The 22026-nt window shown below is 41.8% G+C and carries 20 protein-coding genes; 6 read left to right on the top strand and 14 right to left on the bottom strand.

The window, feature by feature from the left end:
• Positions 1-21: 21 nt before the first annotated feature.
• Entirely contained in the window at positions 22-2106 is a 2085-nt protein-coding gene (locus tag DQW11_RS20945) for a protein-disulfide reductase DsbD family protein (protein WP_113926087.1), read from the top strand.
• Between the two features lie 58 nt (positions 2107-2164).
• On the opposite strand, the gene DQW11_RS20950 is transcribed toward DQW11_RS20945, so the two are convergent.
• Positions 2165-3163, bottom strand: coding sequence for a phosphotransferase enzyme family protein (locus DQW11_RS20950; RefSeq protein ID WP_232826816.1), 999 nt, complete (start codon positions 3161-3163; stop codon positions 2165-2167).
• Between the two features lie 409 nt (positions 3164-3572).
• On the opposite strand from DQW11_RS20950, the gene DQW11_RS20960 reads away from it, so the two are divergent.
• On the top strand, positions 3573-5351 hold the full coding sequence (locus DQW11_RS20960) for a sodium:solute symporter family protein (protein ID WP_113926090.1): 1779 nt from the start codon (positions 3573-3575) through the stop codon (positions 5349-5351).
• 55 nt (positions 5352-5406) lie between these two features.
• Here DQW11_RS20960 and gldD read toward each other — a convergent pair whose 3' ends face one another.
• Positions 5407-5985 (bottom strand): gliding motility lipoprotein GldD, encoded by a 579-nt coding sequence (gene gldD, locus DQW11_RS20965; RefSeq protein WP_113926091.1) that lies wholly within the window; start codon positions 5983-5985, stop codon positions 5407-5409.
• A gap of 77 nt (positions 5986-6062) precedes the next feature.
• Here gldD and DQW11_RS20970 point away from each other — a divergent pair, with 77 nt between their 5' ends.
• Entirely contained in the window at positions 6063-6593 is a 531-nt protein-coding gene (locus tag DQW11_RS20970; protein ID WP_113926092.1) for a DinB family protein, read from the top strand.
• Positions 6594-6681: 88 nt separating this feature from the next.
• Here DQW11_RS20970 and DQW11_RS20975 read toward each other — a convergent pair whose 3' ends face one another.
• The 8 genes from DQW11_RS20975 to DQW11_RS21005 form a co-directional block, all read right to left on the bottom strand.
• Positions 6682-7284: a nitroreductase family protein gene (locus DQW11_RS20975; RefSeq protein WP_113926093.1), complete on the bottom strand. Its 603-nt coding sequence runs from the start codon at positions 7282-7284 to the stop codon at positions 6682-6684.
• A 104-nt stretch (positions 7285-7388) separates the two neighbouring features.
• The gene (locus DQW11_RS20980; RefSeq protein WP_113926094.1) at positions 7389-7970 is read right to left on the bottom strand and encodes an O-methyltransferase; all 582 of its coding nucleotides are present in this window, start codon (positions 7968-7970) and stop codon (positions 7389-7391) included.
• A gap of 135 nt (positions 7971-8105) precedes the next feature.
• Positions 8106-8282 carry a type II toxin-antitoxin system RelE/ParE family toxin gene (locus DQW11_RS22320; protein WP_157966167.1) on the bottom strand — a complete coding sequence of 59 codons (177 nt, stop codon included), beginning with the start codon at positions 8280-8282 and terminating at the stop codon, positions 8106-8108.
• Between the two features lie 21 nt (positions 8283-8303).
• Positions 8304-8483 carry a hypothetical protein gene (locus DQW11_RS20985; protein WP_113926095.1) on the bottom strand — a complete coding sequence of 60 codons (180 nt, stop codon included), beginning with the start codon at positions 8481-8483 and terminating at the stop codon, positions 8304-8306.
• Positions 8484-8585: 102 nt separating this feature from the next.
• Positions 8586-10079, bottom strand: a complete 1494-nt coding sequence (locus tag DQW11_RS20990; protein ID WP_113926096.1) for a S10 family peptidase — start codon at positions 10077-10079, stop codon at positions 8586-8588.
• Positions 10080-10246: 167 nt separating this feature from the next.
• Positions 10247-11710 (bottom strand): aldo/keto reductase, encoded by a 1464-nt coding sequence (locus tag DQW11_RS20995; RefSeq protein WP_113926097.1) that lies wholly within the window; start codon positions 11708-11710, stop codon positions 10247-10249.
• A gap of 1 nt (position 11711) precedes the next feature.
• On the bottom strand, positions 11712-13184 hold the full coding sequence (locus DQW11_RS21000) for an APC family permease (protein WP_113926098.1): 1473 nt from the start codon (positions 13182-13184) through the stop codon (positions 11712-11714).
• A 56-nt stretch (positions 13185-13240) separates the two neighbouring features.
• Positions 13241-13930: a hypothetical protein gene (locus tag DQW11_RS21005; protein ID WP_113926099.1), complete on the bottom strand. Its 690-nt coding sequence runs from the start codon at positions 13928-13930 to the stop codon at positions 13241-13243.
• Positions 13931-14134: 204 nt separating this feature from the next.
• Between DQW11_RS21005 and DQW11_RS21010 the strand changes: the two genes are divergently transcribed.
• The 3 genes from DQW11_RS21010 (at position 14135) to DQW11_RS21020 (ending at position 18715) form a co-directional block, all read left to right on the top strand.
• Positions 14135-17068 (top strand): DEAD/DEAH box helicase, encoded by a 2934-nt coding sequence (locus DQW11_RS21010; protein ID WP_113926149.1) that lies wholly within the window; start codon positions 14135-14137, stop codon positions 17066-17068.
• A 23-nt stretch (positions 17069-17091) separates the two neighbouring features.
• Positions 17092-17946 carry a formyltetrahydrofolate deformylase gene (purU, locus tag DQW11_RS21015; protein WP_113926100.1) on the top strand — a complete coding sequence of 285 codons (855 nt, stop codon included), beginning with the start codon at positions 17092-17094 and terminating at the stop codon, positions 17944-17946.
• A gap of 160 nt (positions 17947-18106) precedes the next feature.
• Entirely contained in the window at positions 18107-18715 is a 609-nt protein-coding gene (locus DQW11_RS21020; RefSeq protein WP_113926101.1) for a hypothetical protein, read from the top strand.
• Between the two features lie 31 nt (positions 18716-18746).
• Here DQW11_RS21020 and arsB read toward each other — a convergent pair whose 3' ends face one another.
• The 4 genes from arsB to DQW11_RS21040 form a co-directional block, all read right to left on the bottom strand.
• Positions 18747-19778: an ACR3 family arsenite efflux transporter gene (gene arsB / locus DQW11_RS21025; RefSeq protein WP_113926102.1), complete on the bottom strand. Its 1032-nt coding sequence runs from the start codon at positions 19776-19778 to the stop codon at positions 18747-18749.
• Between the two features lie 488 nt (positions 19779-20266).
• The gene (locus DQW11_RS21030) at positions 20267-20875 is read right to left on the bottom strand and encodes a low molecular weight phosphatase family protein (protein WP_113926103.1); all 609 of its coding nucleotides are present in this window, start codon (positions 20873-20875) and stop codon (positions 20267-20269) included.
• A gap of 90 nt (positions 20876-20965) precedes the next feature.
• Positions 20966-21502, bottom strand: coding sequence for a DUF6428 family protein (locus DQW11_RS21035; RefSeq protein WP_113926104.1), 537 nt, complete (start codon positions 21500-21502; stop codon positions 20966-20968).
• 146 nt (positions 21503-21648) lie between these two features.
• Positions 21649-21978 (bottom strand): ArsR/SmtB family transcription factor, encoded by a 330-nt coding sequence (locus tag DQW11_RS21040; RefSeq protein WP_113926105.1) that lies wholly within the window; start codon positions 21976-21978, stop codon positions 21649-21651.
• Between the last annotated feature and the right edge of the window lie 48 nt (positions 21979-22026).

Raw genomic sequence — 22026 nt, forward strand, 5'->3', positions numbered from 1 at the left:
ATTCGCCTACATCATACCGCAATGTCAAAATACTTCAAACCTTCACTGCTTTTTTTCTTCCTATTTCTCCTAAGCCTAACCTCTTTTGGCCAAGTGGTGTCACCACCAAAGTGGAATATCCAACTGGCCAATCCGGACTTCAAAGTCGGCGGTGAAGCAGAAATTGTGTTGAAAGCATCAATTCCTAGAAATTGGTATATCTATTCCAATGACTTTGATGAGAATGCAGGTCCGGTACTGACCAGCCTAAGCCTGGAAGGATCAAAAGGGATTTCGGCCACCGAAAAGCTGAAACCGATCAATCCGAAGAAGAAATTTGATGAAGTTTGGGAGGCAGATATCACTTATTTTTCAATTGCAGGGGAATTTCGCCAGAAGATTACGATCTCCGAGCCGAATGTAGAAATCAAGGGAACGGTAGAATACCAAATGTGCTCGGATGTGACCGGGCAATGTATCCTTTATGAGGAAGATTTTACGATCAAAGCCACTGCGCAGGGGTCAGCCAATTTAACACCAACTCCTACTGAATCTCCCACTGACAACTCCAATCTTGAAAAATCTGAGCCTGATTCTTCGGTTTCAGCAACTGAACCCGTTCAGGAAAAAGCGGAAGTCATCGACGGAAACCAAGAAAGGTCTTTTGTGGACATTGAAGATGAAGGTAGCAAGGGCGGACTGCTGGGTTTTATGTTTGTTGCTTTTTTGGCAGGTTTGGCGGCGTTGCTGACACCTTGTGTGTTTCCGATGATTCCGATGACAGTCACTTTCTTTACAGGAAGATCCAAATCCAGGATTTCAGGAATCCGCAATGCCGGGATTTATGGCTTATCAATTATCGCTATTTATACCATTGCCGGGACGGCGGTTGCGGCGGTCCAGGGACCAGAATTTGCCAATTGGCTTTCAACCCATTGGCTTCCCAATGTTTTCTTCTTTCTTATTTTCATCTTCTTTGCATTTGCTTTCTTGGGCATGTTTGAGATTACCTTGCCGAGCAGTTTTGTGAATAAAATCGATGCCAAAGCGGACAAAGGTGGAATGGCAGGGATTTTCTTTATGGCGTTTACCTTGGTGTTGGTTTCGTTTTCTTGTACAGGACCGATTGTAGGTTCCATTTTGATCAAGGCTGCAGGCGGGGATTTCATTACCCCGATAGCGGGGATGTTTGCATTTTCGCTCGCTTTCGCTATCCCATTTACCTTGTTTGCAGTATTCCCTGAATGGCTCAATTCCCTGCCTAAATCCGGTGGTTGGCTGAATTCCGTAAAGGTGGTATTGGGATTTTTGGAATTGGCTTTAGCCTTTAAATTTCTTTCCGTTGCTGATCAGGTTTACCATTGGGGATTGCTCGACAGGGACATTTATATCGCAATTTGGATAGTGATTTTCTTCCTTTTGGGATTGTATCTTTTGGGCAAAATCAGGACCAAGCACGATTCACCGATGGACTTTATCGGTGTTCCAAGGTTAATGCTGGCAATAGCTACTTTCGTATTTGTGGTCTATCTGATTCCAGGACTTTGGGGAGCTCCGTTGAAAGCCCTGAGTGGCTACCTTCCCCCCATGGCAACCCATGACTTCAATGTGATGGAAAGTAGGGCAGGCGCGGTCACTACAGACAATCAATTGGGAGAAATTCCGAAATATGCCGATTTCCTGCATTTCCCTCATGGCATCCAAGGGTATTTTGATTACAAACAGGCTTTAGCGGCCGCACAGAAGCAGGGAAAACCCTTGTTTATAGATTTTACAGGCCACGGCTGTGTCAACTGTCGGGAAATGGAAGCACGCGTTTGGTCAGATCCTCAGGTTTTGCAAAGGCTGAAGGAAGATTTTGTGATGGTGGCTTTGTATATCGATGAGCGGTATGAACTGCCGGAAGCCGAATGGTATGTGTCTGATTATGATGGAAAGGAGAAAAAAACCATTGGCAAGCAAAACGCTGATTTTCAGATCACGAAGTTTAACAACAATGCCCAGCCCTATTATGTGATCTTGGACCATAATGAGGAATTGCTTGTCAAACCCAAAGCCTATGACACCAATATCCTGAATTTTGTCAGTTTCTTAGAAGAGGCAAAAGCGGAGTTTGGGAGAAGATAACCTTTCAGGAAAGAAAGGTTAGGATGATTTCATTCGATTGGAAAAAGAATGCAAATCATCAAAATGAAACCTTATGTAATTCTCCCCTCAAATCCATTAACAAACACATCTGATTTTTAGCCCGGTGGAGGTTTTGTTCTTCATAGTGAATGGTGTAATAGATATTTCCATTCAGATAATCCGCCAGAAACCTAAATCCCATAATGCAGGTCATCATCAGTCCTCCAAATGGAAGGGATTTGATTTCATCTTCTGTAAATACTCCATTGCCCACTTCCAAGAATCCTTCCAATAGGGCATTGTATTTGGCGTTTTCTACTTTGATTTTTTCCCAATCCTTCGAACTTTCGCCTTCCGTACAAGCTACTGTCCTCACCAAATCTCCAAAGTCATAATAGACATATCCCGCCATCAAGGTATCAAGGTCAATGACTGCATTGACTTTGGAAAAGTCATCCGCAAAAATCAGGTTATTGATTTTGGTATCGCTGTGGGTCAATCTCAAGGGTAATTTTTCTTTCCAACTGAGATATTGATCCACCAAGTCCTTTTGTCCCAAATAGAATTCGACCAGTTCCTTTAATTCTCCGCTCATAATTCTTTTGGTGTTTTTCAACGCCTCTAACAATTGGTTGTATCGGAGTTCCAGGTCATGAAATCCCGGAATGGCTTCCTGAAACTCTGATGCCGGAATGTGGATTCCTGCTTTTATAAACTGGGCGAATGCCTTTGCAGCAAGATAGGCCTGATGTGGATTTTCGATCTCATTGACGCATTTGCCTGATACAAATGGAGAAATCCTAAAAAACGTCCCTTCAATTAGCGTAAACAATTCCCCGGCCAAATTTGGGATCGGCAAAGGTAAAATATAAGGCAGGTCCTTACTGTCAATTTGGTCTATCAGCAAAGACTGATTATGAGAAATCCTTTCAGGAAATTTGAAGACCTGGTTGTTGAACTGTTGGAGGATGAGTTTTTCATTTTTGGTCTCAATCAAAAAAGTCTGGTGGATATGCCCATCCCCAAATGGGCGGATTTGGGAAGGTTGGATTTCCAAACTGTATTTTTTATTGAGAGTTGGTAACCAAGAAAAAGAGGTCATATCTTAAAATCAAGTTCAGCTGCAAAAGTAAGTTTTTGGAATCAATTCGGCAGAAAATTCTTTTCTTTCCAATATGCTATTGGAAATTGAAGTTTGTGAAAAATGGCCACACACAGCTCAGAGTAAACTGTTAAAAATCTACCTGCTACATATCGCGATTATTTCCTTTTCCTGTCGTTTTCCATTTTGGGGAAACTCACCTATAATTTGGTCTAAACGGTTTTTTTTAACATTGAATATCCTACCTTTTGCAAATCTTGAGATATTATTTACATTAGTGAAATTTATTAAAGAAGTTTGGAGTAGTAAATTAAAAAAATCAATAAACTCAGCTTAATTACAAGCAACTCTAACCCAATTCCCTATGAATATTTCCTTTATTGACTGGGCAATCATCGCTGCCTTTTTTATTATTTCAATGTTGATTGGCGTGTTTTCAGCCAAATCTGCCGGAACTTCTGCCAAGGAATTCTTCCTATCGGGAAGAAACATGCCGTGGTGGTTGCTAGGGGTTTCGATGGTTGCAACCACCTTCTCAGCAGATACCCCAAATCTTGTTACCGATATTGTGAGGAAGCAGGGTGTTTCCGGCAACTGGGTATGGTGGGCATTCTTGCTGACAGGCATGCTGACGGTGTTTGTTTATGCCAAACTTTGGAGAAGGTCTGAACTGACCACTGACCTAGAATTTTATGAAATGCGGTATAGTGGCAAGCCCGCAGCTTTCCTCCGTGCTTTCCGCGCATTGTATTTGGGAGTGTTTTTTAATGTTGTGATTATGGCGACTGTTTCACTTGCTGCCATCAAAATTGGGGGTGTAATGCTAGGGTTGAGTCCCATTGAGACCTTGCTTCTTGCTTCTGTGGTGACGGTGATTTACAGCTCTTTAGGAGGATTGAAGGGTGTGCTATTGACTGATTTCTTTCAGTTTTTTGTAGCAATGGCCGGATCAATCGGTGCTGCCATTTATATCCTGGACATGCCTGAAATCGGGTCATTGAACAACCTCCTATCCCATCCTAATGTGTCTGATAAGCTTGATTTCCTACCTGATTTCAATGATTGGAACCTCATTATTCCTTTGCTGATCATGCCTCTTGCCATTCAGTGGTGGGCCACCTGGTATCCTGGTGCAGAACCTGGAGGTGGCGGGTATATTGCCCAAAGGATGCTTTCTGCCAAAGATGAGAAGAATGCAATCGGCGCAACCTTGTTTTTCAACATTGCCCACTATGCCTTGAGACCTTGGCCGTGGATAATTGTTGCACTTGCATCACTGATTATTTTCCCCCAGATTTCTGATTTGGGTGTGGCTTTTCCAAATATTCCTGCAGACAAATTGGGTGATGACTTGGCTTATTCTGCCATGTTGACTTTCCTTCCGACAGGATTGATTGGGCTTGTTTTGGCTTCTCTAATTGCAGCCGTAATGTCCACACTTTCGACCCACCTTAATTGGGGTTCTTCTTATGTGGTGAATGATTTTTACCTCCGCTTTTTAAAACCCAATGCGACAGATAAGGAACTAGTAATGGTGGGAAGAGTTTCTACAGTTTTGTTAATGGTCTTTGCAGCTATCCTTGCTTTGGCGCTAAGCAATGCTTTGGAAGCATTTAATATCCTACTTCAAATAGGTGCAGGCACAGGATTGATTTTTATCCTTCGCTGGTTTTGGTGGAGGATCAATGCTTACACAGAGATTTTCGCGATGTTTATTTCTTTCATTGTAGCCATATTCTTTGAGGTGATTAATCCAAAAGTGGGATGGATTTTGATCCCGGAAAATCAAGCCTATCTCAAATTACTCTATGGCGTAGGAATAACAACTGTTGGGTGGGTATTGGTCACATTATTTACCAAGCCTGAAAATGATGAAATCTTATTGTCATTCTATAGAAAAGTAAGACCTGCTTCTTTTGGGTGGAAAAAACTATTGGATAGGTATCCAAATGAAAAACAGGAGCAGGGACAGCTACCAATGGAGATTGGCTTGATGTTGGTCGGGTCTGTGATGGTCTATGCGGCTTTGTTTGCAGTAGGTTTCTGGATATACGGAAATATTTTACCTGCCATTATCGCAACTGTCGTTGCCACTATAGGAGGGGCCATTATTATCAAAAGCTGGAAGAAACTGACTTTCTAAAACACCCGAACCCCTATCATAAAACCATCCAATTTCTGAAGAGATTTGGATGGTTTTATTTTTTGAACTCAAGCGTATTGATCAAATGGATCATGTCCACTTTGATATATTCTATAGCAGGTGCGAGCGAATCATTTTTCATCGCTGTGTTGAAATACAAAGCCCCCCTCAGAAAATTCTTTGTGGAATCGGTGACGAAAAACTGAAATTGGGTAGGTACTTCGCCTGATAGCTCGGCTACGACAACGGTATATCCCTTTGGAGTTACCATCATAGATTCTTCTATGCCATAGGCTTTGATCTGATGCTTTGCGGTAAGGTTGATGGCGTCATTGACTACTGTTTTGATGTCTTTGCCATCAGTATCCAAGGCTAAATAGGTCAAGTGGACTTTTCCGCCTAAAGATTCATAATTCAAGTTGATCCATGATTTTTCGGTAAGGTTAAAAGAATCAGGCTCCACCTTAGCATGCACAGAATGTTCAAACGAGTAAGGCACCTCATTTTTTAATGTAGTGAATTCTCTTTCGGGGAGGTCAATACGGTTGTAACCTTTGGGTTTGGGAAGGTAATCTGAACCACAACTTCCGAGAATAAAAAGTAAAATCAACGGGATATAATTTTTTTTTGTCATGTTTCAAATTTATCAAAATGGTTTGAAATGAGGGGAGTATAACGGATATTTATACTAAACTTAACTAGCCAAGTAATATGAAAACACAAAACAGAGTACTCGTAATTGCTACGGTTTTGATGGCATTTTTTTCCATTCAAACCGTTTCCTTCGCCCAAACCACCATGGAGGAATTTTTAAGAAAATGGGAAAATAGTAAGCAATTCACCTTAGAAGTGGTGGATAAAATGCCGGATAACCTGTATGACTATAAGCCCGAAGCAGCCGGGATGAGTTTCAATGAGCAGGTTACCCATCTTTCCTCTGCCATTGCGGGGATCAGCCAAAGATTTCTAAACGGTACAGATCCGGGATTTGCAATTGATGCCAAACCCGCCACCAAAGCAGAACTCAGAGCCTTTGTTGAAAAATGTTATGATTATGGTACCAAGACTTTCAAAAACCTTGGGTCTCCCGCCCTTGATGAAAAGATTGAAATTTTTGGGTCAAAGGCTTCCAGAAGAGAAGTGATTTCCTTGATCGATGATCATTGTACCCACCACCGGGGAGCTGCCATTTCTTATATCCGGGCTAATGGAATTGAGCCACCAAGATACAGGGGAATGTGATTCTATTTAAAAAGGTTAAATTAGTAAAAGGTAAGAGGTTAAAGGTTCACTACCTCTTACTTTTTACCTCTTACCTTTTAGTATTTTTTTACCTTACCCAATCAGTTTTTTCTGTCGCAGGTTTTCTTTTTCCCATCGGCCAGTTTTCGGTGGCAGGCTTCGCAATGTAGAAAAATCCCATCAGCATGTCCTCTTCTTCCAGGCCAAACCAAGGCTTCGCTTCAGGCCAAAATGTTGGCCCTCCTGTCCCCCAAAACGCTGCCAAACCATGGGCAGAGGCCGAAAGGTACATGTTCTGAACCGCCATAGCCACCGCTGCTATTTCTTCCATCACAGGAAGTCCTGCTTTGAGATCATGTTTCATTTTGATGGCAATGATATGGGAAGCTTTCAAAGGGTTTTCTTTGAACCTCATGTAGGCAGCTTCGTTGAAAGTGCCGTTTTTGGTTGTTCTTTCTTTGTATAACTCAGATTGATAATCAGCAAATTTCTGTCTTCCCTCTCCTGCAAATACGATGAAACTCCACGGTTCCGTCAATTTGTGGGTAGGCGCCCAAGTCGCATTTTCCAATATTTCCTCGATGACGGCGTCATCCACAGGGTCATTTTCTTTGAATTGGGCAAAAAACATGGACCTGCGTCCACGGATTATTTTATTGACTTCGGTGATATTGAAATCCGGCTTTTCCATAAAGGTTATTTTTGATTGAAACTGTCAGGTTTGTAAATGCGAAAAAACGAAAAATGGTTTCGTATGGTAATAAAAAAACAGGAAAGACGGGTAATTTCCCTCCTTCACTCAACCTTCACTCCGATGATAATTCCTGTCGCCCAAACCAATTTAGTCAGTGTCAAGTCGGTTCTTTGATCAAGCTTTTTGACAAATTGGATGGCTTTTTCTGCATGGCCTTCAGGCCAGTTGGGTTGGGGAAGCATGTCGTCCACGACATATAGCCCTCCGGGATTGAGCATATCCAAAACTTCTTCCAGTAGCAGGTATTTTCCGTGCCAAGTATCGGCAAAAATGTAATCAAAGCGCTTTTCTAAATTACCGAGAACCCAATCCTCCCCATCGGAAAGGACAAGTGCCAAACGGGAGTCTTTTCCCAAATGTGTTTTCGCAATATTCAAAACGGAAGCATCATTGTCGATCGAAACCAAAGTGCTGTTTGGATCCATACCGTCCAAAATCCAAGAAGTGGACAGCCCTGTTCCAGTTCCGAGTTCAAGGAATTTTCCCGAAGGTTTTGTTGCCGCCAACGTTCTCAACAGCGAACAAGTCAGCATTTCTGATGGCATGGTAAAGCCAAGGTCCTTTGTGGCTTGATCAATCGCAAAATAGGATTTAGGGATGTTTTGGATGTTGTAGTCAGTCATAAAAATCTATATGTCAATGCATAAAACAGGGCAATAAAACCTCAAATTTAAAAGCTATATATTTTTCAACTCTTTTGAAGAATGGTGAATCCTAACAATTGAAATTTGAATTTCAGAATCTAAGCGATAGATAATTCAATAATTTCCTTCAATCAATTCTCTTAAAAACTCTTTATCAAACTCAGGTACTTTTCTACCTATTTTTGGGTTGGTGATTAATAAATCTACTTTCAAAATTATTTTGTCAATTATTCTTTCAGCGTATTTTTGGTGAATCCTCAAAATAATAGTCATTAATATTTTTAAGGTCATCTATGGCTAAATTAGTCCATTTTATTTTTGCCATGTCTTCACCAATTCTTTTACCTCTTCATGACTTTTTGTTTCATTCTTTTCCAATTGAACCAGGCCTTTCTCAATCTTTTCAATTACAATAAGCCTTTCAATCAAATCATCTAATTCAAATTCTTGAGGCAATTCATTGATGGTTTCAATTATTTTTTCCTTTTTCATTTTTATTCAATTTGACTTAAATTTACAAATTAGGAATGGAAATACCATGCTATTGAGTTTCCATTAGGGTAGCAATACTCCTAACTTCCATTAAGCTCTTTTTTATTTCCCCATAAATCCCCTGATATCTTTCACCAGTTTTTCAAAATCCGGTCGGTGGTTGTACATCATGTGGCCTCCTTCGTAATAAAACATTTGCACCCTTTCTATCGGGATATCATGTCGTGCAAAGGTGTATTCTGCATCCAAAAAAGGTGTGATCAGGTCATAATATCCATTGGCCACCATGACTTTTAGGTCTTTATTGCGGCGCATGGATTCGCCGAGACTTCGGGCGACATTGACATAGGAAGGTTCCCAATAAGAACCCTCAGGAACGGGTCTCCAATTCCATTTGCCACCAATACTGCCGTTGGAGGTCAGGTAAGGCCGGTCCACTTTGATTTGCAATGTTTTGGCGAAATAATCCTGCAGGGCAGCAGTGTAAGCCGCATCAATGCCATAGCTAGAAGGATCGCCCAAGGTCGGTGAGGCTGCAGTTTGGTCGCCTTCTTCCCCAAGATATCTGCCATCTAAAGTCCCTATGGTTTTCCCATCTTTTCTAAGCAATTCTTTCTTGAATCTACCTGTGAGGATTCTGTTGTCGGAAAGAAGGACATATTCCTTTTCCAGTCCCAAAAAGTAGGATATTCTTTGAGCAATTTTCTCTTTCTCCTCGAATGTAGATTGGTTGCCTTTGTACAATGCCGGCAAATATTCATTATAGGCAAATGCCCGTGCTTCCGTTACAAAATCTTCCAGTTTTTTGCCCTGACCGGCTTTGCCATGGTACCAAGCAGTGGCAGCCATGGTGGGAAAATAGGTGAAATAGGATGCAATATTGTCATGCATTGAAGTTGAACCCTGATAATCCAATGCCTGCGATATCAAGATCAGACCATTCAAAGCCACAGCCTGACCACCACTCTCCAAAGCTGCTGTGACAGCAGAAGCCCTAGTGGTACCATAACTTTCCCCTGCAATGTATTTTGGGGATTGCCATCTTTGATGCTTGGTGATCCAAAGGCGGATAAACTGCGCTATAGACTTGGCATCTTCCGTCAATCCCCAAAAATCTCCTACCTTGCCTTTGCCAATTACCTTACTAAACCCTGTCCCCACAGGATCAATAAACACCAAGTCTGTAATGTCCAACAAAGCCAATTCATTATTGACAAGGTCAAAAGGTGCTGCCCCATCATCAGTTTTTGCATCAGAATCCACCTTGACTATTTTGGGACCAAAGACTCCCATATGCAGCCAAACAGAGGCTGAACCCGGGCCACCATTGAAAATAAAGGTGACGGGCCGCTTGCCGGAATCGGTTTCGGGTTTGATATAGGAAGTAGACCAAAGTGCCGCAACAGGTTCACCTTCACTGTTTTTGAGAAATGTCTCCCCAGAGATGGCCTTGTAGCTGATAGCTTTCCCATGAAATGTCCCTTGATGGGAAGTCTCAAAAACCAATGGATCGGGAATTGGAGTTTGCTTTTCGGCTTCTTGGGCAAAACCTGTTGAAAAAATGAAAAACATCAGGGGAAAGTGTAATTTTTTCATAGGGTAATTTTTTAAAATTTAAGAATTTAAATCAACGGATTTTGTTTCAAAGACATTACATAACGGCTTTTCAATATACAGTTTCAAAATTTATCCTGCTTTAGGAGAAGCAGGATAATGGTGTTTATTTTGTTTCTCTTCCTGCGCCTTTGCGTCTTGGCGGGAAATTAACTACCAACTTCCGCCTCTGCCTCTATCTCCACCAAATATCCTTCTCCGACCAATTTTGCCTCAACCAAAGTATTGGCGGGCTGGATGCCTGCAAACCGCTGACCGTGGGCCCTTGCTACAGGTTCCCAATCATTGATATTGTTTACAAAAATTCTGGTACGGATCACATCTTCCATTTTTCCGCCGAAGGAAGTGATTGCTGCTTCGATTTTGTCCAATACAAAATGCGCCTGTGCGCCTGCATCATTTCCGCCGATCATGCGATGCCCATGGGTGGCAGTGGTGCCGGAAACAGAAATCCGGTTTCCGCGTCTGGTAGCACGGCTATAACCGGCCATTCCCTCCCAAACTGTCCCGCTAAATACCTGTACGCTGCCGTTGGCACCGGCTTTGACTTCATATGGTTTAGGAAAGGAATCAAGATGATGACTGAGGTCGCCTGAAGCAGTGAGAAAGGGAGGTTTCCTATACTCATCTCCACAATCTCCGGGAATCGGAGTCAATATCGATTGTGCCTCTTGAATAGTGGCTTTGTCTTTTTCTGATAGCGAAAAGGAAAATAGTTTCATTGTTTCCTCCACATGGGCACTTTGTCCCAATCTGGCACCGATGATGACTCCACCTACCTGAGGCTGCTCGAGGATGAATTTGGTGGCCACATTGGCAATGGAAACTTGGTGTTTTTCAGCTATTCTGGAAACGGACTTCAATAGATTTTGAAATTTTGCCCAACCTCCTGCCGCATCGATAAATCTTTTGTACTTCATCTGAGACCATGTAGCCTCGTTTTCCAAAAGCGGTTCCGTTTTTCCCAACCATTTTTCTGATAAAAAACCTCCTGCCAAGGTCCCGAAGGCGAGAATTTTCACCCCGTATTCCTGACAGACTTTTGTCATTTCTCCCGAAGCCCTTTGGTCGATCAGCGAATGACAAATCTGGTTGGATACAATCGGGATCCCCGATGCGCAAGCTATCCTCAAGTGTGCCGAATCAAAATTGGTCAGCCCGATATGCTTGATCAATCCTTCCGCCTTCAATTCTTTAAGCCAAAACAGTTGGTCCAGCCAAGTCGGGTCAGGGTAACTCCAGGCATGGAACTGCATCAGATCAATCTGTTTTGTCTGAAGTCGGTTAAGGGAAATCTGGATCGCGGCTCTTGTTTCTTCAAAGCTTGATTTGCCCGGTTTGGGAACCCACTTGGTCAATAGGGTTGCTTTTTTGCCTAACTGGTGTTTGTTTTTGAAAGTACCGGCGATGATTTCTGCCGAACCATAATGGTCTGCCATGTCAAAGGTAGTCAGCCCGGCTTCCACATATGGCGCCATGGCTAGAGAGGTGACATTCGGGTCAAGAATATTGCCATCCTTTTCCATATCGGCGATCTGCCAAAGTCCGGTCAATACTTTTGAAATAGTAAGATCAGGAGCCAATTCGGTATATAAATCATTCGTCTTGTTCATGTCAGGGTAATTTTTCAAATAGGGATTTGGTGTCTATGCCTTTGTTTTTCAATTGATTAAATTTAAAAAAGAATATCAGGGAAGCCAGACCCATCACAATCAGCCAAATCGGAGTTGAATGGAAATACCAGGCTTCTGTGCTGCTGTTGAGGTCTTTCCAGGTGTGAATCGCCAGGAAAAAGACCAGAACCAATGTCCCCGCCCAACCCAAAGCCATGCGTATTTTCCTGTTTTTGATGATTTTGATATCCGAAGCCAATGTGGGATTTACTTTGTCGATGGTCAATAAAGTCACGCACATCAGCAGAAAATTTACCATCATGGAAGTGACCATGATATCGATACCCAAAAAGAAATCTCCGGCAAAATGACTTCCCACTATCCCAACACTTGCCATGACTCCGCTGAGGATTACCGCAGCATAAGGTGTATGAAAACGGGGATGGATTTTGGTGAAATATTTTGGAAAAATACCGTCCTCTGCCCAGGCAAACATCAACCTTGAAACTGACAGCAACATGGCAGGCAGGTCATTGATCAAAGCAATCGCTGCTCCGGCGACAATCACTACTGTCAATCCTGATGGAAGTAAATAGCCCATCAAACCCGGTGCTGTGATGTCTTTTTGCGAAGCTTCTTCAGCTACAAAAGACCATGGGATGGCATGATAAACAGCGCTTGTGAAAAGCATATAGTAACCGCCTACTATCAGGATGGTCAAGGCAATCGCCAAGGGGAGTCTTTTGGTTGGGTTTTTTGCTTCTCCTCCTGCCTGCGCAATGCTGTCAAATCCAATAAAGCTTGCAAACAACAAGGCTCCTGCCGATAGGAAAGTTGGTAAATGGAATTCTGTCCCAATAGAAGGCGAAATTACCCTTCCCTCTCTTTCCTGTAGGGATTGCGCAAAATCTATTTGTGTAAATGAAAATCCGGCCACGATCACTACTCCGCCCATGATAAACATCAGGATCATCAGAGGAATAATCGTCTTTTCGTACAGACTTGCGCCTCTGATATTGACCCATACAAAGAGCCATACCAAACCCAAAGCCAAAGTCACTCGGATAATCCCGTTTTCTAATAATGTTGCCAATGAAGTCCAATCCAGTGCCACAGCAATATCCCTCAGGAAAGGGACTGTCACATAGGCGACCACACCGATGACGATGGAGAGTCCAAACCATTGGGAAAAACTCGCCACAAAACCCAAATAAGGATTGAGTCCCCGACTGGCATAGACGTAACTTCCCCCCGCCCTTGGCATGGCTGTGGCGAGAAGGCTATAAGCAAAAGCAGCCAATAGTGCAGGAATCGCAGCAAAAATAAATGCAGGCAAGACATAAGGTCCGATTCCCGGAACATGCCGCTGAATCATAAATGGCACGACATTGATTGACGCGCCAAGCATGGAACATACTCCGGTAGCCACTAGGCCCATCAAACCAAGCTGCCTGGTTAGCGTTGGCCCTGTCATAATAAAATACTTTGAGCTTTACCCATTGGACCAAATTTCAATTTATTTCCCGCATTTCAAAATAAGGAATTTTGGGTGGGCATTTGAGGTTTTAATTGCTTTGAAGTGACTTTGAATTTCTTGGTAAAGTAGATGATCAAAGGCACAAAAATCACAGTGGGTAACAACCAGGCAATAAAGATGGGATCTGTTTGCCAGTTTTGTACCAAAAAAGCAGTCACTGTCGCAATGAAGGCTCCCATCATCCTGCTGATATGCCTGTTGAGGAACCATCCTTTGGGATAGGAAGACAACTTCTTGGAGTGGAATAGGTCAGAAGTCAGCATAGAGATTAGAATAACACTGAAAACCAAAAAAACGGGTATAATTCCACCTATTTTTCCCCAATCAAGTTGGATTAAATACACGGCTGGAATCAGGATAGTAAGAAATCCCACTGCTATAAAAACATAATCCCAAAACCCGAATTTCAATTTAGAATTTCTGCGAAACTGTAAAAACCGATAACCTGTCAAGGTCATGTATGTGCTAAATCCACCAACCATCAGTAGAAAAAGGTTTCCTTTTGGAATGGCTATAGAAAAAGCCGTTATGCCGATCCCGATCATCGACCAATAATAGACTTTGCCTGAGGCATTATGAAATTTGCCACCTTTTTGGAAGATGATGGCCAATATTCCGGATAGCAAAGCAGCGGATCCAAAAACTATATGGATGAAAGTAAAAATTTCTAAAAATTGTTTCATGGGCTAATTTCGTGAGGCTGAAATAAATGGATCATAATGCTAATATTTCAACTTTAGGAAGGATATCCAAATCAGAATAAGCATTACCCAAAACTTAAACCCAATTATTTTTATACTGAATATTATTCCGTATTTTTCGAGCTAGTCTAATTGGAAAAAACTGTTTTAATTGACGGATTTGTTCCGTTGGTTGATTTTAGCCTTATGCAAGTATCCCCAGAAAAACCTTTTCAAATCATATATTCTTTATTCAGCCACGAATTTCTCGGACTGTTATTCGAGTCCTTTGTAATTCAGCTTGATGAAAAAGGAAGGCTTTCGTTTGCCCATCAGAATATTTCCCATGTCAATGCACCCGAGTTTTCTTCTGGTCTTGATGAGACAGATTTCAAGTTGATCAAATGGATGGACGACATGCAGCAAGAGGCCATTGTCAAGAAATTCGACACCAAGAAGCTCAAACCAAAGGAATACCTCAGGAAGATTTACGATCCAAAGACAGAAAATAAAGTTGTCCAGGAATTGATCGAACATAAACTTGAAAGTTTGAGGGCCAAGGTCCTGGAAAATCTGAAAGGAAAGCGGTTTTTTGAAATGGGAAACGATGGCAATCCGATCTGGAGAGAAATCAACATCATGCCGGAAAAGGCTGCTGTGCTGTTTCATTTCAGGCGAAATGAGGACAATACACATTATTTCCCCACCATCAAATACCGGGATGTACCATTGGAATGGCAATACCGCAATGGCTATATCATCTGTCACGAACCGGCGTGGTTGGTTGTTGACTACAATTTATACAGCTTTAAAAAAGGGGTGGACGGCAAGAAACTCCAACCCTTTCTAAATAAAAAATTTATTGTAATCCCCAGAAAGGTCGAAGACCAGTATTACAAAAAATTCATCACACAGCTAGTTGCTTCTTTTGATGTCTATGCCAAAGGCTTTGATATCAAAGTTGAAAGGTCCATGCCAAAACCTGTATTGAGTCTGAGCGACCTTCCCTCCAATCCCAAGTCAGACCTTTTTGGAAACAAGTTGGAGGAGGAAGAGGAAGATAAAATAGTTTTTGACCTTCAGTTCCAATATGGGGATTATGCTTTCCGATCTGAAGAAAAAGCCTCCAATAACGTGGAATTGGAACATATCGGAGACAATTACATTTTTCACAAAGTCATCAGAGACCTCGAAAAGGAAAAGTCCTATGGCGATTACCTGAAAGATCTTGGCTTGCCGGTCAAGAATGCCCGGTATTCGATCTGTAAGTCCAAGGCTTTTGGATGGATCAATGCCTACAAGGACAATCTGGAGGAAATGGGCATCCGGATCCAACAGGCGCCGACCCAAAAAGGCAAAAGGTACTTTATCGGTCATGCCATTATTTCAGTTGAAGTCAAAGAAAACATAGACTGGTTTGATGTCCATGCTGTCATCAGGTTTGGGACTTATGAGATTCCCTTTCATAAAATCAGGAGACTTTTGCTTCAGGGAAAAACCGAGTTTGAACTTCCCAACGGGGAAATTGCGGTAATTCCTAACTCCTGGTTTGTCAATTATTCCGAAATGTTCGCATTTATGGAAGAGCAGGATGCCAATGCGGATCAACAGTCCCTTGTGCTCAAAAAACACCACATTGCCCTGGCACAGGAGCTCCAAAACAGCAACCTCCTCCAACTCAAACTGAGTCAGAAACTTGAGAAATTACGGAATTTCAGTCAAATAGAGGATTACGACTTGCCGGTGACTTTCAAAGGGATTCTCAGACCATACCAAAAAGCAGGGTATAACTGGATGCGTTTTCTGAACGAGTTCCGGTTTGGCGGCTGCTTGGCTGATGACATGGGATTGGGAAAAACCGTACAGACTTTGGCCCTTTTGGCACATGAAAAAGAGCAAAATCCTAATGCCACTACTTTACTTGTCATGCCGACTTCTCTTATTTACAACTGGGAATTAGAAGCAAGAAAGTTTACTCCAAAACTGAAAATCCTTACTTACACCGGTAGCCAAAGGATCAAGGACATTAGCCGTTTTGCAAAATATGATCTGGTCCTTACTTCCTATGGAATCACAAGGATGGATGTGGATATGCTCAAGGGATTCTATTTCAATTATGTCATCTTGGACGAATCCCAAGCCATCAAAAACCCAAGTAGCATCATCGCCAAAGCAGTAAATGAATTGACCTGCAGGCAACGGTTGATCCTGACAGGAACACCGGTTGAAAATGGAACCATGGACCTTTGGTCCCAAATGAACTTTATCAACAGAGGCCTTTTGGGAAATCAGAACATGTTCAAAAAGCAGTTTTTATTGCCGATTGAAAAGAAAAATGACCAAGACAAAGCTGCCAAACTGCATGCGATGATCAAGCCATTTATCCTCCGAAGGTTAAAAAGCCAGGTGGCAACCGATCTACCTGAAAAAGTCATCAACGTGAAATATTCGACGATGACGCCTGAACAGGAAAAAGCCTATGAAGAGGTAAAAGGGTATTACCGGGATCAGATCGTCAAAGAAATGTCCGTTGCAGGTATGAAAAACCAGCAATTTGCTTTGCTGAGGGGATTAACCCAACTGAGGCAATTGGCCAACCATCCAAGATTGACCGATAAAAACTACACAGGCGATTCGGGCAAGATGGAGGATGTGACGCACATGATTGAGTCCACAGTCAGTGAAGGCCACAAAGTCCTGGTATTTAGTCAGTTTGTTAGACACCTCGCCATCGTCAAAGAATACCTGGAAAAAGAGAACATCAAATATGCATACCTAGATGGTACTACCAAAGACAGGCAAGCACAAGTGGAGTCTTTCCAGCAAAACAATGAAGTCAAAATTTTCCTGATCTCATTAAAAGCGGGAGGTGTCGGATTGAACCTGACCAAGGCCGAATATGTATTTTTGCTTGACCCTTGGTGGAATCCTGCCGTAGAAGCCCAAGCCATAGACAGGGCACACCGAATCGGTCAAGAAAACAAAGTCATCATCTATAAATTCATCAGCCGAAATACCGTGGAGGAAAAAATTATGGCTTTGCAGGAAAGAAAGATGGCACTCGCAGGAGAACTGATCAGCACAGAAGAAAGCTTTATTAAAAGCCTCAGCAAGGAAGATGTTGAGGCATTATTGGATTGATAAACTATACACACTCGCAAAAAATGAAAAAAGCAATTTTGATTATTCAATGCAAAGATCAGAAAGGCATCGTAGCAAGCGTTTCTGAATTTTTATATTCTTATCAGGGAAATATCCTTGAGATAGACCAACATGTGGACGGTGAAGTCGGGATGTTTTTTATGAGAGTATCTTGGGAATTAGAAAGTTTTGGACTGAAAAGAGAAGAAATCGAACCTATTTTTGAAGCCAAAGTCGGGAAAAAGTTTGACATGGAATTTGAATTGTTTTTCAATTTCCGAAAGCCAAGGATGGCAGTTTTTGTATCCAAGCTTTCCCATTGCCTGATCGATATATTGAGCAGACACTATTCAGGCCAATTTGAAGTAGACATTCCTGTAGTGATTTCCAACCATGCCGATCACAAAAAGGTGGTAGAGGCTTTTGGTATTCCTTTTCATTATTTTGCCGTGGACAAGGCAAACAGGATGGATGTGGAAGAAAAGCAATTGGAATTGCTGAATCATTACAGAACTGATTTTGTGGTCTTGGCGAGATACATGCAGATCTTGAGCGAGGATTTTATCAGGAATTATCCCAACAAAATCATCAACATCCACCATTCATTTTTACCGGCATTTGTCGGTGCCAAACCTTACCATGCCGCCTATGAGCGTGGTGTCAAAATCATCGGCGCGACGGCACATTATGTTACCGAAGAATTGGATGCAGGTCCGATCATCGAACAGGAAGTGGCCCGTGTTCGCCACCATAACTCCCCGGCAGACTTGGTGCAGATCGGTCAGGATGTAGAAAAAGTGGTTCTTTCCAAAGCCATCAAATACCACCTTGAAAGAAAAATATTGGCTTATAGAAACAAGACGATTATTTTTTACTAACCTTTTCCAAAGTTTAGAAAAGGATAGATCAACGAGAAAAACACTTTTGTTAATTGAAAATCAGTGTTTTAACATTTATTTAGTTAAAATAAATTAAAATAGTTTTTAATTAAAAAAGGCTTTTAGATATTTGAAATTCAAACTCTAAAATTCTTTAAACATGAAAACAAACCAACTATTTCTTATCCTTTTCTTTTTGGGTTTTGCACCCACAATCTCTTTAGCCCAGGTAGAAAAACCGAAAATACAATACTCGATCGGAGGCGGCTTTTCTGTTGATAGAAGCAACATGCTTTGGGGTTTGAATATGACCAATGAGATCAATTATAGGTTAGGGAAAAGAACTTCTCTGAATGCCGGAATTTCATTTTATCAATCTCTCGGAAATCTGGAAAATAAAGAAGTCTTCCCGGGTCAAAAAAGTAAGGACCAATCTTCCGGTATTTTTTTTACTCCCATGCTTAAATATGATATCCTCCAGCGTGATTCCGGATTTAAATTGGCTTTTGCCGCCGGCCCATCTCTTCAGTTAGGTGGACAATCAATTCTTTTCGAAGATAATTTCACTGATCCTGAAAACCCTAATTCTTTTGTTTTCCACAATAAATACCAGCGGATAGGCCTGATGATTGAACTTGAAGCTGAGTGGAAAACAAAAAATCCTAATGTTAGAAATGCAGCCAGTATTTCAGCTTATGGAGCAGACAATGATTTTCCTTTATTTATCAATGTCAACTATAAAGTGCGATTTAATTTCGGAAAGAAATGAAAATCTAAAAAGTAGATAACCAAATCTCGCTTCAATACTTCCACTTATTCGCCAAAGCCACCAGACTCAGCATCACCGGCACTTCTGTCAATACGCCGACTACTGTCACCAGTGCCGCAGGACTTTCCAATCCAAACAAGGCTATAGCCACAGCTACCGCCAACTCGAAGAAATTACTTGCTCCGATCATGGCTGCAGGAGAGCAGATGGCGTGAGGTAATTTGAGTTTTCTTCCGCCAAACCAGGTGATGAAAAAGATAAAATATGTTTGAATGATCAGCGGAATAGCAATCAGGACAATGATCATTGGATTATTCAGAATATTTGGCCCTTGAAAAGCAAACAACAATACCAAAGTCAAAAGCAATGCGATAATGCTGACAGGTTTTAGCTTGGGCAGAAAAACAGTCTTGAACCAATCTTCTCCATATTTTCCTACCAAAATCTTGTTGGTAATGATCCCGGCTACCAATGGAATTACGACAAATATGACTACTGAGGAAACCAAAGTTTCATAGGGAATAGTCACATCGGTAATTCCCAAAAGGAACCCCACCAAAGGAACAAAAGCCACCAAAATGATCAAATCATTGACTGAGACTTGTACCAAGGTATAATTGGGATCGCCATCGGTCAGGTAAGACCAGACAAAAACCATTGCAGTACAAGGGGCAGCACCCAATAATATTGCTCCGGCGATATATTCTCCAGCCAAGTCAGGTTCTATAAATGCCGAGAAAATCTGGTCAAAAAAGATCCAGGCGAAAAATGCCATGGTAAAAGGTTTGATCAGCCAATTGATGACTACAGTCAGAATCAATCCTTTTGGAGCTTTTCCGACGCCTTTGATGCTGCTGAAGTCAATCTGAAGCATCATGGGATAGATCATCATCCAGATCAGGATGGCGATGGGAATGTTGACATTGTAGATTTCCATTCGGCTTAGGTAGGACATGCTGTCCCCTGCAAAATGTCCGATCCCCACTCCCGCCAAGATGCAAAGCCCAACCCACACACTCAGGTATCTTTCAAAAAATGCAATTTCTTTTTTTTCGGTGGTCATTGGTGATTGGTTATTAAGTTATTGGTTAATAGGTTATTGAGAAAGTGGTTTCTGCCAATTAGAAATAAGGTTGAAATATAGTAGATATAAGGTTGAAATATTTTGCTTTAAAACTCCAGCCTATATCGATATTATATCGCGAAGTATATTTCATAAGGGGAAATAAAGTTGAAATATTGTAGATATAAAATTGAAATACTTTGCTGTAACGCTCTCCAGCCTATATCAACATTATCTCGCGCAGCATATTTCATAAGGGGAAATAAGGTTGAAATATTGTTGAAATAAAGTTGAAATATTTTGCTTTAGAACTCCAGCCTATATCAACATTATATCGCGCAGCAAATTTCATAAGGGGAAATAAGGTGGAAATAAAGTTGAAATATGCTGCGAGATGAACTCCCGACCTATTTCTATCATATTTCGCGAAGCATATATCTATTTATTTCAATTCAAACATATTTCCATGTATTTCACTAAAGTATATTTCATTTAACTTTTTCGAAAACATAAAACATCTCCGAAGCAATCTGAAGACTGCGCTCGTCATAGCGAATACCTTCCTCGGAAGTTCCATCAAAAGCTTTAGGATCTTCGTACCTCACCGGAATCCGGGCTTCTGCACCAGGGATAAAGGGACAGTTTTCATCTGCATGCGAGCAAGTCATGATGGCAGCAAATCCTTTTGGAGCATTTGCCGGATCATCGTAAAGCTTTGAGAAAGTGATGATCGGATCGGCATCATCTGAATAGAAGACAAAGAATTTTGGATTTTCGACGCCCTTTTGGGTGACCTTGAAGCCTGATCTTTTGATGGAGGCTACCGCCCTTTCGTTGAAAGCAGTGACTTCCACTCCACCCGAAAATGAATTGATCTCAATGCCAAAATACTCGGCTGCAGTCTTTGCCCAAATCTGGGAAAATTGACTCCGGCGGGAATTGTGGGTACAGATAAAGTTCAGATTGATAGCCTGGTCTGCGTCGACTTTCTTTTGGATATAGGCGATAAAATCCTGCAGGATAGGAATCCGGTCATCAGGTATTTCAAGGCTTTTGGCCTTTTCAATGGTGGCTTGGAGGGTTGGGTATAGGTTCATAAATATTTAATTAAGGTACCATGTACCAAGTACAAAGTACCAAAAAGGCACCTTTACTTGGTACATCGTACTTGGTACTTTGTTCAATACTTAGCAACATCCCGATCCCGGTGCACAAGCGCTTGCTTCTAGCGCAGCCAACGAAACACGGACCTTTGGTTTGGCAGCCGGACCGCAACAGGCTGCAGCTTTTTCTTCCGGGGTTGTAGCTCTGTCTTTGGCTTTGCAAGTTGTTTGGTCTGCAGTCAGTTGGACAATGAGGCTGTTTCCTGCTTCTTTGATATTGTGGACAGGAAGCACGGCTGTAGGAAAGGAGCTGTTTCCATATTCAAATTTGATCTCCCTATCCTCGAAAGTCGGTCTGACTTTTTGGACTACGTCAAATATCTTCAGGGCTTTGCTTGTATCGACCGCATGGTCCGGTTCAGGGATTCCATTTTCCCAGAGTTGGATATGGACTTCATTCCATTCGTTGCGGATGCCACCACAATCCACCGTGTCGTAGGAGACATTTTTGATTTCGGTGATGTGGTAGTCAGTGCGGACATATTGTCCTGCTTGGTATTCGAAGAAAAGGGATTTCTCAGGGTTTTCTCTAAGGATTTGGGTAAATTCTGAAGTTTTCATATGGATTTCTCGCAAAGACGCAAAGGCGCCAAATTTTTATTGAATGTTTGATTTTAAAGGGGTAACCTTTGAGGTCTTTTCGACCTCGAAGGTTTTAAATATTAAAATAGAGCTTAATCCTTCGAGGTTTCAAAAACCTCAAAGGATTAGCAGCAATCCGTTATTTTTGGAAAACCTGAAAACAAGGTCTCGAACAGATTTTGGATTTCGGACCAACGGATAGGATCGATGCAATAATTGACTGAAACGCCCTCAATGCTTCCTCTGATGATACCGGTTTCTTTGAGTTCGCGGAGATGCTGGGAAATAGTCGCCTGTGCCAAACCCAATTCCTGTACCAAGTCCCCGTTGATGCAGGTATTGGATTGGATAAGGTATTGGAGGATTGCGATCCTCGCCGGATGAGCCAGAACTTTGGCAACTTTTGCCAGTTCATTTTGCTGTTCAGTGAATAAATCTGTTTTGGTAACACCCATTTTTTAGACTTTTAGAGGCGAGAGATTAAACTATTTAGAAATAGATTG

This window comes from Cognataquiflexum aquatile (genome assembly GCF_003316845.1).
Lineage (GTDB): Bacteria > Bacteroidota > Bacteroidia > Cytophagales > Cyclobacteriaceae > Cognataquiflexum > Cognataquiflexum aquatile.

Bases quoted from the DNA above. Each gene is read 5' to 3' on its own strand.
- DQW11_RS20995 (WP_113926097.1), bottom strand. From the start codon at position 11,710: ATGAACAAGACGAATGATTTATATACCGAATTGGCTCCTGATCTTACT.
- DQW11_RS21040 (WP_113926105.1), bottom strand. From the start codon at position 21,978: ATGGGTGTTACCAAAACAGATTTATTCACTGAACAGCAAAATGAACTG.
- DQW11_RS21030 (WP_113926103.1), bottom strand. From the start codon at position 20,875: ATGAACCTATACCCAACCCTCCAAGCCACCATTGAAAAGGCCAAAAGC.
- DQW11_RS20975 (WP_113926093.1), bottom strand. From the start codon at position 7,284: ATGGAAAAGCCGGATTTCAATATCACCGAAGTCAATAAAATAATCCGT.
- gldD (WP_113926091.1), bottom strand. From the start codon at position 5,985: ATGACAAAAAAAAATTATATCCCGTTGATTTTACTTTTTATTCTCGGA.
- DQW11_RS21020 (WP_113926101.1), top strand. From the start codon at position 18,107: ATGAAAACAAACCAACTATTTCTTATCCTTTTCTTTTTGGGTTTTGCA.
- arsB (WP_113926102.1), bottom strand. From the start codon at position 19,778: ATGACCACCGAAAAAAAAGAAATTGCATTTTTTGAAAGATACCTGAGT.
- DQW11_RS20990 (WP_113926096.1), bottom strand. From the start codon at position 10,079: ATGAAAAAATTACACTTTCCCCTGATGTTTTTCATTTTTTCAACAGGT.
- DQW11_RS21035 (WP_113926104.1), bottom strand. From the start codon at position 21,502: ATGAAAACTTCAGAATTTACCCAAATCCTTAGAGAAAACCCTGAGAAA.
- DQW11_RS20945 (WP_113926087.1), top strand. From the start codon at position 22: ATGTCAAAATACTTCAAACCTTCACTGCTTTTTTTCTTCCTATTTCTC.
- DQW11_RS21000 (WP_113926098.1), bottom strand. From the start codon at position 13,184: ATGACAGGGCCAACGCTAACCAGGCAGCTTGGTTTGATGGGCCTAGTG.
- DQW11_RS20970 (WP_113926092.1), top strand. From the start codon at position 6,063: ATGAAAACACAAAACAGAGTACTCGTAATTGCTACGGTTTTGATGGCA.
- DQW11_RS21010 (WP_113926149.1), top strand. From the start codon at position 14,135: ATGCAAGTATCCCCAGAAAAACCTTTTCAAATCATATATTCTTTATTC.
- DQW11_RS21005 (WP_113926099.1), bottom strand. From the start codon at position 13,930: ATGAAACAATTTTTAGAAATTTTTACTTTCATCCATATAGTTTTTGGA.
- DQW11_RS20980 (WP_113926094.1), bottom strand. From the start codon at position 7,970: ATGACTGACTACAACATCCAAAACATCCCTAAATCCTATTTTGCGATT.
- DQW11_RS20960 (WP_113926090.1), top strand. From the start codon at position 3,573: ATGAATATTTCCTTTATTGACTGGGCAATCATCGCTGCCTTTTTTATT.
- DQW11_RS20985 (WP_113926095.1), bottom strand. From the start codon at position 8,483: ATGAAAAAGGAAAAAATAATTGAAACCATCAATGAATTGCCTCAAGAA.
- DQW11_RS22320 (WP_157966167.1), bottom strand. From the start codon at position 8,282: ATGACCTTAAAAATATTAATGACTATTATTTTGAGGATTCACCAAAAA.
- purU (WP_113926100.1), top strand. From the start codon at position 17,092: ATGAAAAAAGCAATTTTGATTATTCAATGCAAAGATCAGAAAGGCATC.